Origin of the sequence: Methylobacterium sp. WL19, assembly GCF_008040005.1 — a bacterium.
Lineage (GTDB): Bacteria > Pseudomonadota > Alphaproteobacteria > Rhizobiales > Beijerinckiaceae > Methylobacterium > Methylobacterium bullatum.
Genome location: NZ_VRVC01000004.1, coordinates 19,191 through 33,934, shown reverse-complemented (window position 1 = coordinate 33,934; position 14,744 = coordinate 19,191). Strand labels below are relative to the sequence as shown.

7 protein-coding genes and 1 pseudogene are annotated in these 14,744 nt (G+C 64.7%); all 8 read left to right on the top strand.

All coding sequences use genetic code 11. The annotated features are described in order from the left end of the window. Positions 1-98: 98 nt before the first annotated feature. The 8 genes and pseudogenes from FV220_RS01955 (at position 99) to FV220_RS01920 (ending at position 14,252) form a co-directional block, all read left to right on the top strand. Positions 99-3,269, top strand: a complete 3,171-nt coding sequence (locus tag FV220_RS01955) for an efflux RND transporter permease subunit (protein ID WP_147829315.1) — start codon at positions 99-101, stop codon at positions 3,267-3,269. A gap of 154 nt (positions 3,270-3,423) precedes the next feature. Then, positions 3,424-3,708 (top strand): annotated as a pseudogene (locus FV220_RS01950) (transposase); the annotation flags it as partial. A 453-nt stretch (positions 3,709-4,161) separates the two neighbouring features. Further along, positions 4,162-4,905 carry a Crp/Fnr family transcriptional regulator gene (locus tag FV220_RS01945; RefSeq protein ID WP_147829311.1) on the top strand — a complete coding sequence of 248 codons (744 nt, stop codon included), beginning with the start codon at positions 4,162-4,164 and terminating at the stop codon, positions 4,903-4,905. Between the two features lie 395 nt (positions 4,906-5,300). After that, complete coding sequence (locus FV220_RS01940; RefSeq protein WP_147829309.1) at positions 5,301-5,495, top strand: type II toxin-antitoxin system ParD family antitoxin; 195 nt, start codon at positions 5,301-5,303, stop codon at positions 5,493-5,495. Beyond that, positions 5,482-8,922, top strand: coding sequence for a PAS domain S-box protein (locus FV220_RS01935; RefSeq protein ID WP_147829308.1), 3,441 nt, complete (start codon positions 5,482-5,484; stop codon positions 8,920-8,922). Before FV220_RS01940 ends, FV220_RS01935 begins: the two co-directional genes overlap by 14 nt. A 252-nt stretch (positions 8,923-9,174) precedes the next feature. After that, positions 9,175-10,083: a tyrosine-type recombinase/integrase gene (locus tag FV220_RS01930; RefSeq protein WP_147829306.1), complete on the top strand. Its 909-nt coding sequence runs from the start codon at positions 9,175-9,177 to the stop codon at positions 10,081-10,083. A gap of 4 nt (positions 10,084-10,087) precedes the next feature. Then, positions 10,088-11,296, top strand: coding sequence for an IS91 family transposase (locus tag FV220_RS01925; RefSeq protein ID WP_147829304.1), 1,209 nt, complete (start codon positions 10,088-10,090; stop codon positions 11,294-11,296). 1,096 nt (positions 11,297-12,392) lie between these two features. Then, positions 12,393-14,252 (top strand): vanadium-dependent haloperoxidase, encoded by a 1,860-nt coding sequence (locus FV220_RS01920; protein WP_147829302.1) that lies wholly within the window; start codon positions 12,393-12,395, stop codon positions 14,250-14,252. The last annotated feature ends 492 nt before the right edge of the window (positions 14,253-14,744 follow it).

Genomic DNA, 14,744 nt, shown 5'->3' with positions numbered 1-14,744 from the left:
CTCCGCGACCGCCCAGCGCGAGAGGAACACGCCTGGGGACGAGACGTTGCATCGCGGGGTCCACGCATCCGGCCCTGGACCGGAAGCCACGTTCCCGCATGTTTGCCCGCTTCGTCGACCGGCCGGTGCTCGCCGGCGTCATCTCCGTGCTCATCACGCTGATCGGCGCCGTCGCGGGTCTCACCCTGCCGATTGCGCAGTTCCCGGAGATCGCCCCGCCGATCATCAACATCCAGGCGACGTATCCCGGCGCCAGCGCACAGCAGGCCTATGACGCCATCGCGATCCCGCTGGAGCAGGAGATCAACGGCGCGCAGAACCTTCTCTACATCAGCTCGACCAGCAACACCGACGGCAGCGTCAGCATGGACGCGACCTTCGACGTCGGCTCGGACCTCGACGCCGCCGCAGCGGAAGTCCTGACCCGCGCGAACCGTGCAGAGGCCAAGCTGCCGCCCTCGGTGAACGCGCAAGGCCTCGAAATCACGAAGAGCTCGCGACAGCGCCTCGGCAACATCGTGCTCTACGCCGACGAAGGCTCCCCCTACGACGAGCTGTTCCTGGCCAACTGGGCCGAGACCCAGGTGATCAAGCCGCTGCGTCGGGTGCAGGGCATGGGCCGCATCGTTAACTTCTCGAACAAGCGTTACGCCATGCGCGTGTGGCTCGATCCGATGAAGATGGAGGCCCTCGGGATCAGCCCCGGCGCGGTCACTGACGCCATCAGCCAGCAGAACGCGCAGATCACCACCGGCACCCTCGGCAAGCCGCCGGTCGACCAGGCCACCGCCTTCGAGTTGCAGCTCGTCACCCAGGGACGCTTGCGTAAGCCAGAGGAGTTCGGGAACATCCTCCTGCGTGCCAATCCGGACGGGTCCGTGGTGCGTATCCGGGATGTCGCCAGGGTCGAGCTGGGATCCGAGCAATACGGCGTTCGGTCGAGCTTCGACGGTTCGGCGTCCGCCACGCTCGGCCTCTACCAGAACCCCGACGCCAATGCTGTCCAGGTGATGGATGGCGCCCGCGAAACGATGAAGGACCTCGCCAAGCGCTTTCCGCCGGGACTGAAGTATCGCATTGCCCTCGACCGGACCGAGTTTGTGAAGGAGGCGATCTTCGAGGTGGTGCGGACGCTGTTCGAGGCGCTCGCCCTCGTGGTGATCGTCACCTACCTCTTCCTCCAGAACTGGCGCGCCACCCTCATCCCGGCCATCGCGGTCCCGGTGGCGCTGGTCGGCACCTTCGGGCCGATGGCCCTGCTCGGCTTCTCGTTCAACACCCTCAGCCTGCTTGGCATGGTGCTGGCGGTGGGCCTCGTCGTCGACGATGCCATCATCGTCGTCGAGAACACCGAGCGCCTGATGGACGACGGCATGGCGCCGCGCGAGGCCTCGCGGGAAGCCGTCACGGAGGTCGCCGGGCCGGTCATCGCCACCACCCTGGTCCTCGCCGCCTTGTTCGTGCCGGTGGCCTTCATCCCCGGTCTCACGGGCAAACTCTACAATCAGTTCGCCCTGACCATCGCCATCTCGGTGATGATCTCCGCGGTGGTCTCGCTCACCCTCACACCGGCGTTATGTGGCCTGATCCTCAAGCACCGCGACCATGGGGCGAAGGACGAGAGCCTGTGGCGGGCTCCCCTGCGCTGGTTCAATCGCGTGCTGGATGGGGCAAGCCGTCGTCTCGTCAGTGCTATTGGTTGGCTGACTGGTCATGTCGCCCTTGTCGCCATCGCCTTCGTCGCCTTCGCGGCCCTGACCGTGTGGATGACAATGGCGCGGCCCTCCGGGTTCGTGCCGGACGAGGATCAGGGCTACTTCTTCGCCGACGTGGTCCTGCCCAAGGGGGCCTCGGTGGCCCGTACCAACGTGATGGTCGACCGTCTCGGGCAAGCGCTGCGCGAGATCCCGAGCGTGGAGCACACCATCGGCGTGACCGGGCGCAGCATCCTGGCCGACGCCATCGCGCCGTTCTACGGCTTCCAGATCCCGACGCTGAAGCCGTGGGGTGAGCGTACCGAGAGCGTGAACGACGTCATCGCCACGGTTCAGGAGCGCTTCAAGCACGATCCCGATGGGAAGGTTCGGGTGGTGAACCCGTCCCCGCTTCCCGGCCTCGGCTCGCGCAGCGGCCTGACCCTGGAACTCCAAGATCGCAGCGGCACCGGCGGTCTCAAGCTGGCGCAGGCCGCCAACCGCTTCATCGCCGAGATGGAGAAGCTGCCGTCGGTTGGGCGTGCGATTCCCACCACGACTTACGGCGTTCCGCAAATGCGCCTGGAGATCGACCGGGCCAAGGCGGAGCAACTCGGCGTGCCCCTGCAGAACCTTTTCGACGCGCTAGGCACCTACGTCGGTTCGAGCTTCGTGAACCTCTTCAACCGCTTCGGATACGTCTATCAGGTCTACGTCCAGAGCGAGGCCTCCGGCCGCCGTACCATCCAGGACGTGGAGGCGCTGACGGTCCTCAACAGCCGCGGCGAGCCCGTGCGGGTCGGTTCGCTGATCCAGACCAGTTTCGTCACCGGTCCGACGGCGGTCCTGTCCTACAACACCTATCCCACCATCGAGATCGCGGTGGACACCGCCACCGACGCTAGTTCCGGAACGGCCATCGCTGCCATCGAGGCGCTGGCCGACGCCAAGCTACCCTCGACCTACGCGGTGGAATGGACAGACGTCGCCTATCAGGAAAAGATTGCCGGCGGCTACGCGCCCCTGATCTTCGGCCTCGGCACCCTGATGATCTTCCTCCTCCTGGCCGGGCAGTACGAGTCCCTGCGCTTGCCCTTCGTGATCCTTCTCGGGACACCGATTGCGATCTTTGGCGCCGTCGCCTTCCTGGCGATCCGGGGCTTGGCCCTCGACATCTTTGGGCAGGTCGGGCTGCTGCTTTTGGTCGGGCTGGCCGCCAAGAATTCGATCCTGCTCGTCGCCTTCGCCGAAGACCTGCGCAAGCAGGGCGAGGACGTGCTCAAGGCCGCGCAGGACGCCGCGCGCCTGCGCATGCGCCCGATCCTGATGACGTCGTTCGCCTTCATCATGGGATCGGTGCCGCTCGCCATCGCCAGCGGCGCAGGCGCCAACGCCCGGGTGTCGATGGGCACCGTGGTCATCGGCGGCCTACTGGTGGCCACTTTCGTCACCCTGTTCGTGACGCCGACCTTTTACGTTGCCTTCGAGCGTCTGTTCGGCAAGGACGACCAGGAATCTGCTCGTACCAAAAACGACCGGGTATCATCTCAGGCCTCTGAGGCAGCCGGAGGCTAGCGGTCGTTGATTTTCGTGATTCGGCACGAGGTTCATCAGGTCGAAGGCTTGGCAGATGGGGCCCCTTGCATCCTCGCGAGGATCTTGCCCTACGTGACCGGGCTCCACTCCGAGCAATCAACGCCGACGTCGAGGCTTGTCCGGGTAGTCGGCCTGCACGACGGGCAAGAAGCGCCGGGTGACCCGCTGGGAGCACGATGACGTGCTGGCGATGGTGCAGCACCGATTGAACGGCGATCCGCTGGCCATGCGGGTCCGGCGCGAGACTGTCGAGCATCCCTTCAGCACGCTGAAGGCGCGGATGGGGGCCACGCACTTCCTGACCAAGACCCTGCCGCGCGTCTCGACCGAGATGGCGTTCCATGTCCTCACCTACAATCTGACGCGGGCTCTCAACATCCTGGGAAGCCGGAAGCACCTGGCGGCGATCCCCACCTGAGCGGGGGCTTGGATCTCTCGCCGAAGAGGCCGGAAAACTGTCTAGGAGGCGCTTTCTAATAAAAATGGGTCGTCTCCCGACCGCAAAAACCCGTTCGACGCGATGAACATCTCATTCTCAAGAGACCGGGACGTCACCCGACCGCAAAGTCCCAATCCCAAAGTTTTGACACGGCTTGGACTCTGTTCGGATCCTCGGAGGGTCTGCTTGCAAGCTCTTGGTAAAGCAGTGTTTCAAGATTGGATTGTTGCTAATCCGCGTTCGGACAGAAAGTTGCCTGAGTAGCCATTCGCCTCTTATCACAGTTCCATGGCACCCGTGAAAGTTGTTAATATATGATAGCGCCTTTGGGCAGTTACTGCTCTATGTTGGAAAAATCGTCAGTCGTTCCGACACAGGTGCTGATGCCTGGGAGAGCCGCGCGCTTCCGCCTGCAATGCAAGGCGAAGCCACATGGCCTCGAAGTCCCTCCATTTGCTCCAGCCGATGATCACCAAGCTGGAGAGCATCTCCCCCCTCACGGAGGAGGAGCGCCAAGCCGTTGAGAGCTTGCCCGTTAGGGCTCAAGCTCTCAGAGCGGATCATGATATTATCCGCGATGGCGAGACGGCCACGCAGTGCTGCCTCATCCTCGATGGCTGGGCCTGCCGCTACAAGATCATGGGCGAGGGTAAGCGCCAGATCTTCTCCTTCCACATTGCCGGTGACATCCCGGATCTGCAGAGCCTGCACATCCCGCTGATGGATCACAGCCTCGCCACGAAGACGGATGCTACCGTGGCCTTCATCCCCCACGAGGCACTGCGGGATCTCATTTACCGCTTCCCACGCCTCGCCGCCGTGCTGTGGCGCGACACATTGGTGGATGCAGGGATCTTCCGTGAATGGATGGCGTGCATGGGGCGGCGTTCAGCCTACGAACACCTCGCCCACCTCTTCTGCGAGTTGTACCTCAGGCAGGAGGCCGTGGAGTTAGCTAGTAAACACCGCTGTGCCCTGCCACTGACGCAGGCTGAACTCGGGGATGCCACTGGCCTGTCCACCGTGCACATCAACCGCACGCTGCAAGAGATGCGGGGCAACGGAATAATTACCCTCCGTAGCAACACGTTGGCCATTCTGGCCTGGGATGAGCTTGTCCGCGCTGCTGAGTTTGATGAGGCCTACCTACACCTGCGGAGACGATCAGCCGAATGATCCTTCACATCCCGCCGGTACGGAGATCATCAGCCTGCCAACGTCGTCGTCCAGTCCACTGGGAAGGAGCCGGTTGCAAATGTCCGCTTCAGAGCGGGATCGGTCCGTCCGCTCTACGACCGAGTTGGGTGGATTTTTGCCGGTCCGCTTTCGCAAGGCAGAATGAAAAAAGCAGCTGTTCAGCCCGGTATCGGAGGTGCGCAGGTTTGCGCCACTTCCGGACCCTCGATTGGAGTCGCCGCAATGCCGCTCACAATCTCTCCCCAGTCATTGATCGAGAGATAAAATCCCGGCAGTCACGATATCCTCAGCCAAGAACAGGTGTGACGACGCAGCTGCGCGAATAGGGGTGTCGCAGGTGCGACACCGTCCCGGGGAGCTGCTAGTGGCACCCGATGGCCGCCAAACACTCCCGACACATTGCCCTGACCGAACCGCTGATTGCCTACGTCGAAGGGCAGGTCGCCAAGGGGGACTACACATCCATCAGTGAGGTCGCCAGGTCGGCGCTTCGGCTTCTGATCGCACACGACGAGGCGAAGGCCCATCGTGTGGCTGCACCGAGCAGGTCCGCCCATGGCCGGGTCTGAGAACGTCGTCGCGGAGGCCGCCCGCGATCCGGCCAGGCTCGCGACGCTCGCCGGTTACGGCATCCTCGACACCGAGGCCGAGCGGGGCTTCGATGACATCGTGCTGCTCGCGTCCCGGATTTGCGGCACGTCGGCCGCGCTGGTCAGTCTCGTCGCCGGCGACCGGCAGTGGTTCAAGGCCCGCGTCGGTTTCGACCCCTGCCAGACCCCGCTGTCGCAATCGATCTGCGCCCACGCCCTGCGGCAGCCCGGCCTGCTGGTCATCCCGGATCTTGCCGCCGACCCTCGGACCCGGAACAACGCGCTGGTCACCGGGGAGCCCCGGCTGCGGTTCTATGCCGGCGCGCGGCTGGAGACGCCGGAGGGCCTTCCGCTTGGGACCCTGTGTGTGATCGACGGGAAGCCCCGCCCCGGGGGGCTGACGCCCGAACAGGCCGAGGCCCTGGAGGCGTTGGGGCGGCAGGTCATGGCGCAGATGGAACTGCGCCGGTCGATGGCGGCGCGCGACGATGCCCTGCGCACAGCCCGGGAGGCGGACGTCCGCCACGGCCAGATCCTCGACAGCGCCCGCGACTACGCCATCGTGACCACTGACCTCGACGGCCTCGTGACCGGTTGGAGCGCCGGCGCCGAGGCCATCCTCGGCTGGTCCGAGGCCGAGATGCGCGGCAGGCCGGCACGGCTGTTCTTCACCGAAGAGGACGCTGTGGACGGCGCGCCCGAGCGCGAGATGCGCGTCAGTCGCCAGGAGGGGCGCGGCAACGACGAGCGCTGGCACGTGCGCAAGGACGGCTCGCGGTTCTTCGGCTTGGGCGAGATGATGCCGCTCCGCGCCGACAACGGCACGCATGTCGGTTATCTCAAGATCCTGAGGGACCGGACGGACCAACGCCTGGCCGCCGAGGCGCTCAAGCGGCAGACCGACCTGCTCCAGACCGTCACGGACCACGTCAGCGAGGCCGTGTTCCAGCTCGACCGCGACGGTCTAGTCACCTTTGCCAACCCGACGGCGCATGTCCTGCTCGGATGGGACGCCGGTACCCTGGTCGGGCAGGACCTGCACGAGGCTGCCCACCACCACCATCCGGACGGGCGCCCGTTTCCGGCGTCGGAATGCGGCTTCGTGCACGCCATCCGAGAGGGGAAGACCCTCCGGCAGCGCGACGCCACGTTCTTCCATCGCGATGGGACGCCCATCGAGGTCGTTTGCTCAAACGCCCCCGTCCTCCAGGGCGGGACGGTGGTCGGAGCCGTGCTCACCGTCTCCGACGTCACCGGCCGGCGCCTGGACGAGCGTCGCCTCAGGGAGGTCAACGCCGAACTGGAGCGGCGGGTCGCGGAGCAGCACGCATCCGAGACGCGGCAACGCTTCCTGCTCGACCTGACCGATACCCTTCGCGACCAGGGCGGCCCGCGTGGGCGGATGCAGGCGGCGGTGGACGCCCTCGGACGCCACCTCGGCGCGAGCCGGGTCGGCTACGGCTTCGTCGAGGAGGACGGCGTATCCGTCACCCTAGGCACCGAGTACGTCGACGGCGTCGCGACGCTCGCCGACACCTACCCCCTCGAAGCGTTCGGGCCGGGCAACATCGCCAACCTCAAGAAGGGTCGGACGTCGGTCTATCCCGACGTCGAGGCGGATGCGGACACGGCCGGCCTGGGGATGGAAGCCTTCGGCATCGGCGCCATCGTCGCCGTACCCCAGGTCCACGAGGGACGCCTCCGGTCCATCGTCTACGTGAACCAACGCGAGCCGCGGGCCTGGACGCCCGACGAGGTCTCGCTGGTCGAGGAGGTCTCGGCCCGGATCTGGGACGCCGTCGAGCGCGTCCGCGCCCAGGGCGCGCTGCGGGCTCTGAACGAGACGCTGGCGGCCCAGGTCGCCGAGCGTACCAAGGAGCGAGACCGCATCTGGCACGTGAGCCAGGACATGCTCGGCGTCGCCGACGCGAACGGGATCTGGGTGAGCATCAACCCAGCCTGGCACCGTATCCTGGGATGGGACTACCACGACATCGTCGGAAAGACGTCGGAGTGGCTCGAACATCCCGAGGATCGGGAGAGGACGCGGGCTGAGGTCGAGCGCCTCGCCGACGGTGCGCTCACGCTGGCATTCGAGAACCGTTTCCGGGCGCGCGACGGAGGGTATCGAACCCTGTCCTGGACGGCCGTTCCAGTGGAAGGGCTGCTCTACTGCGTCTCCCGCGACGTCACCCTGGAGAAGGAGCGCGCCGCCAGCCTGCTGCAGGCCGAGGAGGCGTTGCGGCAGTCTCAGAAGCTGGAGGCCGTCGGTCAGTTGACCGGGGGCGTCGCGCACGATTTCAACAATCTGCTCACGGTCATCAAGTCATCGACCGACCTGCTCAAGCGCCCCAACCTTTCCGAGGGTCGGCGGGCCCGGTACGTCGGCGCGATCTCCGACACCGTCGACCGGGCGGCCAAGCTCACGGGTCAGCTCCTCGCCTTCGCCCGCCGACAGGCGCTGCGGCCTGAGGTGTTCGATGCCGGCCGCAGCGTGAGGGCCATCGGTGAGATGGTCGGCACCCTCACCGGCGCTCGGATCGCAGTCGCGATCTGCGTCGGCGACGAGCCCTGCCATATCAACGCGGACCCGAGCCAACTTGACACCGCCCTCGTCAACATGGCGGTCAACGCCCGTGACGCGATGGAGGGGGAAGGGAGACTCGACATCGTCGTGGAGGCGGTAAGCCTCGTGCCGGCGATGCGGTCTCATTCCGAGCGGACCGGCAACTTTGTCCGGATCGCGCTGACCGACACCGGTTCCGGCATCCCGGCCGACCAGATCGACCGGATCTTCGAGCCGTTCTATACGACCAAGGGCGTCGGCCAGGGCACCGGCCTCGGCCTATCCCAGGTGTTCGGCTTCGCCAAGCAGTCGGGCGGCGAGGTCGTGGTCGAGAGCGAGGTCGGACGCGGCACCACCTTCTCGCTCTACCTCCCGCGTGCGGACACCGATTCCGGCGTACCCGAAGAAACCGCGTCCGTTGACAAGGTCGTCGACGGACGCGGGACCCACGTCCTCGTGGTCGAGGACAACCGCGAGGTCGGGACTTTCTCGACCCAGACCCTCCAGGAACTCGGCTACGGCACCCATTGGGTAACAAACGCCGACGACGCCCTGGCGGCGTTGGCAGCAAGCCCCGGCGGCTACGATGTCGTGTTCTCCGACGTGGTCATGCCGGGCATGAACGGCGTCGAACTCGGACGCGAGGTGCGACGGCTGTTTCCCGGCCTGCCGGTGGTGCTGACCAGCGGCTACAGTCAAGTGCTGGCCGAGGAAACCGACCACGGCTTCGAACTCCTTCAGAAACCGTATTCGGTCGAGGCGTTGTCGCGCATCCTCCGCCGGGCCGCCTCCAAACGTCGGCGACGCCGGGCGGCGCCCGATCATTACGAGCAGCCCTGAAACGAGTAGTTGAAACCTAACGCTTGGTACCGACCGCTCGGGGTCAACGTCCGCCAGCCTGCTCTACGGCTAGGGTGAGTCGCGACCCAATCGTCCATTCTACGACAGGCTTGGGTGGGTGAACGAACCCGCTCACGCGGGATGGGTGGCAGCTTCGAGGTTTTCGGATTGAGACGAGCGCCCTGCGCTGATTGAGCATTGCCCGGCCTGGGCGGACGATCGTGGCTCCCTTCATCCGAGTGGAGCCATCCCATGACCATCCTTGCCGTTCCCGCCGCTGCCGTCGGCTCGCTTCGTCAGCGCCTGACCGACGACATGACCCTGCGCCGGTTCTCCCGTGAGACGCAGCGCAACTACATCCGCGACGTCGGGCGTCTGGCGACGTTCCTGCGGCGCTCGCCCGACACGGCGACCGTCGATGACCTGCGCCGTTTCCAGATCGCGCAGCAGGAGGTCGGCCTCGGGGTGCCGACGATGAATGCCATCGTCTCGGCCCTGCGGTTCTTCTTCGTCCATACGATCGAGCGGCCCGACCTCGCTCGCAGGCTGGTCCGCCTCAACCATCCGCGCCCGCTGCCCGACGTCCTGAGCGCCGACGAGGTGCGCCGGCTGCTCGGCGCCACGGTCTGCCTCAAGCATCTGGCGGCCCTGTCGGTCGCCTACGGTGCGGGACTGCGGGTGGCCGAAGTCGCGGCGCTCAAGGTCGGCGATGTCGACTCGACGCGCATGCTCCTGCGGGTCGAGCGTGGCAAAGGCGGGCGCGACCGCAACGCGATGCTGTCCGCCGATCTTCTGGGTCTCCTGCGGCGCTGGTGGACCGAGGGACACCGGCGGGGCGTCCTGCATCGCGAGGGTTGGCTGTTTCCCGGACAGGACTGGGCCCGCCCGATCAGCACGCGCCAGCTTCACCGCATCGTGGTGGAGGCGGCCCGGTCGGCCGAGATCCCCAAGCGTGTCGGTCCCCATACCCTGCGCCACTCCTTCGCCACCCACCTCCTGGAGGACGGCGTCGATATCCGCGTCATCCAGGTCCTGCTGGGACACGCCCGGCTCGACACCACTGCGCTCTACGCCAAGGTCGCCACCCGGACGGTGCGGGCCGTGACGAGCCCGCTCGACAGGCTTGCCCTGTTCCATGGGGAGGGACCCGCGCCAGGTTGAGGCGATGCCCGCCGCGATCGAGCTGGCCGACGTCTTCCGTGCCGCCGGTCCCGCCTATCGCGCCGATGGGGCTGGGCACCTGAACCTGGCCGCGCTCAAGGTGATGGCGGCGGTCGAGCAGTGCCGCACGGCCAGCCTCGGCGGCCATGTCGAGGGCTGCGACGCGTGCGGCCACCTGCGCGTCGCCTACAACTCCTGCCGCAACCGGCATTGCCCACGCTGCCAGGGCGCGGCGGCGCGCGACTGGCTCGCCGCGCGCGAGGCCGACCTGCTCCCGGTCGGCTACTTCCACGTCGTCTTCACCCTGCCCGCCGAGATCGCCGCCATCGCCTTCCAGAACAAGGCCGCCGTCTACGACCTGCTGTTCCGGGCAGCGAGCGCGACCATGACGCGAATCGCCGCCGACCCGAAGCATCTCGGTGCCCGCATCGGCCTCACCGCCGTGCTCCACACCTGGGGCTCGGCCATGACCCACCATCCCCATCTCCACATGATCGTGCCCGGCGGCGGCCTCTCGCCGGACGGGACCCGATGGGTCGCGTCGCGCCCTGCCTTCCTCCTGCCGGTGCGGGTGCTGGGCATGCTGTTCCGCCGCCTGTTCCTCGAAGGGCTCGCCGCCCTCCACGAGGCCGGGACGCTCGCCTTCTTCGGCACCCTGGCCCCACTCTCCGACGCCAAGGCCTTCGTCCGCGCGCTCGCCCCGGTGCGCGGTAAGCGCTGGGTCGTCTACGCCAAGCCGCCCTTCGCCGGACCGAAGGCCGTGCTCGCCTATCTGTCGCGCTACACCCACCGCGTGGCCATCTCCAGCCGGCGCATCATCGCCTTCGACGGGAAAAACGTCAGCTTCCGCGTCAAGGACTATCGGCGCGCCGAGGGCGGGCAGGCGCGGGTCATGCCCCTGTCCGCCACGGAGTTCATCCGGCGCTTCCTCGTCCATGTCCTGCCACGCGGCTTCCACCGCATCCGGCACTACGGCTTCCTCGCCGGCTCGAACCGGAAGGCCGGTCTGGCCCACATCCGCGCGATCCTCGGCACACCGCCCCCGCCGCGATCCACCGACCCTGAACCGGACACCCGAGCCGCTGCGACCGACGTTCGAGCGCCTTGCCCCCGCTGCGGCGGTCCCATGACGATCGTCGGCTCCTTCGCAGGCTGGTACCAGCCGCGCGGGCCGCCGTTCAGCCCCGCACCGAACCGGGCGTGTACGCCATGACCCGGTATAGCCTAGCACCACCACACATCCGAGGAGGCGCACCTCGGGGTACGCCTATCCGCGTGCCGAACGCCGGAATGGTCTTCACGAACGCTGTCGCCCGACCCTGTCGCGCTCCGCCAAAGGCCGGAGACCGGGCAATCCGGGAGCGCTCAGGTACCCAGGCGCCGGTAATCACGCGCCTTCCGTCCCTCGTTGGGGACGACGGTCTACCAAAATCTCCATAGCTCTGCGCCCGCCATCCCGCGGGTTCGTTCTTCCACGACTTTCGTACGCCTCGCGGCGCCCGAAACTCTTCAGGTTTTGGGACTGTCCGCTCGCAAGGAGCAATGCATCGAAGCGGACTTCGCCGCTCCGCTTGCTCGCTGCTAAACGAGACCGTGTGGCGAGAAAACAAGCCGCATCCCCCATTCCCGTCATGAGGCGCGCTCAGTCGCCTTTCCTCGACGGGCGAGTTCTTCTTGGCTGACGGGATACCTGTGAACCAGCGTGGAAGCATGACCTGTCACGCTACTCTGCTCAAATTACTGCGATAAATGTTGAAAACGCTCGAAAGATGGGATCACGATCGACGCCGATCACGACCCCACCCAAAAACGGAATTTGCTTGTCTTATGAGATTCTTGAGGACGAAATGGCTTGGGTCATCCTTCGATGCCGATTCGCACCCCGTTTCATAACCCGCATAGCGGGGCTTTGGGCCATGCGCTGCCCTCATCGCAGCCCTGAGGAATGATCTTGAACCACCACCCTTTTGGGGCATCAAGCGGCAAGACAGCGAGTTATGAAACGGGGTCTAGACTGAATCGCATGCGGGACAGTTCCTTGCGGGTCGCTATTTTTAGCAGAAATCAGCCTTACAATTTCACCGTTTCGAAGAGCGAAAATTGTTGATTGAGCGGTCAATTGACTGAATATGAAAAGCAATATAATTTTCGCCAGAAACTCGAATTGTGATAGAAATTATGCTTTCTGAAAACTGATATCGCGCTCGCCTTGCAGACAAGCACAAGCCTCTTTTGAAAGACGCGTGCGTCGACATCCTTGCTGCTTCAATCTATTTATACTGTAAAATACCGTGGGGAGGAGAGCAATCATGCTGATTCTGCCGAAAGTGAATGAACCGGCGTTTGAACCTCGGAACAAGTTCCCGGCCTTATACTGGAACCATGTCGCGCTACAGATGAACCGGGTGACACATTCACTTGGTGGTCCGCACACCGGTCCGACCATGAGTTCGCGTGCGCTGGGGCTGCTTCATCTATCGATGCACGACGCCTTCTTCGGCATCCTAGATTCGACGCTGCTGACCGCAGATCGCCGACACGAACCCTATCTGGCAGCGCTTCGTGAGAATGTTCCCGGCCCCGGCGGCACCTCGATCACTGGGCTTGAGAAGCGCAAGAACGAGATCGGGCTAGGTGCGACTGACAATATGCTGGCGCATGCCAACGCTGCATTGACGGGCGCTGCAGTCACCGTGCTTGACCGCCTCTACCGGACTACTGGACCAGGCGTCTCTGTGATCGCAACCGACACGCTCGTCCGTACGCTAGGCGGCCTTATCTCTGATTATGCGAAGCACATCGATGTCCTAGGCAAGCCGCACCGCTTCGGCGTAAGCATCGCTGAGACGGTTCTCGATCACATTGCGGTGAAGCCTGGCGAAATCGGCGCCGACGCCGGTCGCTACGAGCCGCGGCAGGAACGCTATTTCTTTCGCGACGAACCTAGCCACCCCGTCCGACTTGATCCGATCAACCCCAACGATCCGGCGGGAGGGACTAAGCCGATCCGCGTCTATCACGGTCCGTTCTACGGCACGACTGTGCGCAGCTGTGCCGTCCACAACGACGCCGCGCACCAGATCGCGCCGCCGCCAGTCGGACCGCATGCTATCACGCCACAACCGGCGATATACGAGTCAGCACTGAAGGAGGTCGTAAAGCTGGGCGGCGCAGCGGGGCTGCCCTCGACCAATCGGACGCCCGACAATACGGTAGCCGCGCTCTACTGGGCCTACGATGGCGCGAACCTGATAGGCACGCCGCCACGCCTCTACAACCAGATCGTGCGAGAAGTTGCTTGGCGTCAGCTGCACCAGGGGTCGGCCGCCCCCAACCTTACCCAAGCCGATGACCATGCCGATCTCGTCCGCGTCTTCGCTCTTTGCAATGCCGCGATGACCGATGCGGGCAAGTTCGCATGGAAGGAGAAGTTCAAATACGAATTCTGGCGTCCCTTGAGTGGCGTACGCGAGCATGACGCCGAAAGCGGCCCAGCGGCGACACCGCCGGGCGCCGATCACCTACAACTCGACGCCGACCCCTTCTGGCTGGCGCTTGGTGCGCCGGAGACGAATTCGAATCTGATCTCCTTTAAACCCCCCTTTCCCGCCTATCCCTCTGGCCACGCGACCTTCGGCGCGGCGTGCTTTCAAATGATGCGACTGTTCTACAAGACGCCGGGCGCCCTCGCGCAGACGCCGGACGAGCTGGGCTTCAGCTTCGTGTCCGACGAACTCGACGGCGTATCGCGCGATCTCTACCAACGCTATGACGCGACCCGCCCATTGGAGGATCAGCCTGGGCTGGTTCGTACGCGGATCGTGCGCAAATTCGGGTCGCTGTGGCGTGCGATCTTTGAAAATGCGTTCAGCCGTATCTGGCTGGGGGTCCATTGGAACTTCGATGCCTTTGCTGCCACCGACGGTGTAGGGAAGTACGACACGCCGGAGCAGATCACCTACACCAACGTCTACAGCAGCAACCGCACAAATGACACCGCTTACCCCATAGGGGGCGTGCCGCTGGGACTTGGCATCGCCAATGACATTTTTGCCACCGGGCTGACCGAACCGATCGCGACTGGCACGTCGGCGATGTTGCCGTTGAACATCGAAGCCGCTGTCAAGGCATCAAACACCGCCACTACTCGCGCGGCACGCCTGCAATAGGAAGTAATTATATTAGAGCAAGATCCTAAGTAAGAGGGAGGAGCACGCATAGTTCCACTCCCTCTTGACTCCGAAATGGTATTGTCGGTGGCAGGTCACCTCGTGGTGCTCTGGTAGCCGTATCGGGGCGAGAAATGGGGTGAGGAGCAATTCTGTGAATCGGCGTCGAAGCATGACCTGTCACGCTACTCCGCTTAGGTTGCTGCAAAATATGTCGAAAACGCTCAAGAGGTAGGGTTACGATCGGCGCCGATCGTAACCCTACTCAAAACGGAATTTGCGTGTCTTATGAGGTTCTTAAGGGTGGAACGGCTGGGATTATCCTTCGATGATGATTTTCAGTCGCCTAAGCGCTGCTTCTTGGGTGGAGCCTGATGCCTGCTTTCCACCCCGAATCTAATTGGCCATGAAGCCGACGAACGACTGCTATAGTGAAGCGCCGACAGCGATCTAAACGACCAGCTTGGGTCGGAAGCGGCTGCTCGAACAGTC

What these genes read in the sequence shown, in the direction of transcription:
- FV220_RS01935 (WP_147829308.1), top strand. Translation starts at nt 5,482, where the DNA reads ATGGCCGGGTCTGAGAACGTCGTCGCGGAGGCCGCCCGCGATCCGGCC.
- FV220_RS01940 (WP_147829309.1), top strand. Translation starts at nt 5,301, where the DNA reads ATGGCCGCCAAACACTCCCGACACATTGCCCTGACCGAACCGCTGATT.
- FV220_RS01925 (WP_147829304.1), top strand. Translation starts at nt 10,088, where the DNA reads ATGCCCGCCGCGATCGAGCTGGCCGACGTCTTCCGTGCCGCCGGTCCC.
- FV220_RS01920 (WP_147829302.1), top strand. Translation starts at nt 12,393, where the DNA reads ATGCTGATTCTGCCGAAAGTGAATGAACCGGCGTTTGAACCTCGGAAC.
- FV220_RS01930 (WP_147829306.1), top strand. Translation starts at nt 9,175, where the DNA reads ATGACCATCCTTGCCGTTCCCGCCGCTGCCGTCGGCTCGCTTCGTCAG.
- FV220_RS01955 (WP_147829315.1), top strand. Translation starts at nt 99, where the DNA reads ATGTTTGCCCGCTTCGTCGACCGGCCGGTGCTCGCCGGCGTCATCTCC.
- FV220_RS01945 (WP_147829311.1), top strand. Translation starts at nt 4,162, where the DNA reads ATGGCCTCGAAGTCCCTCCATTTGCTCCAGCCGATGATCACCAAGCTG.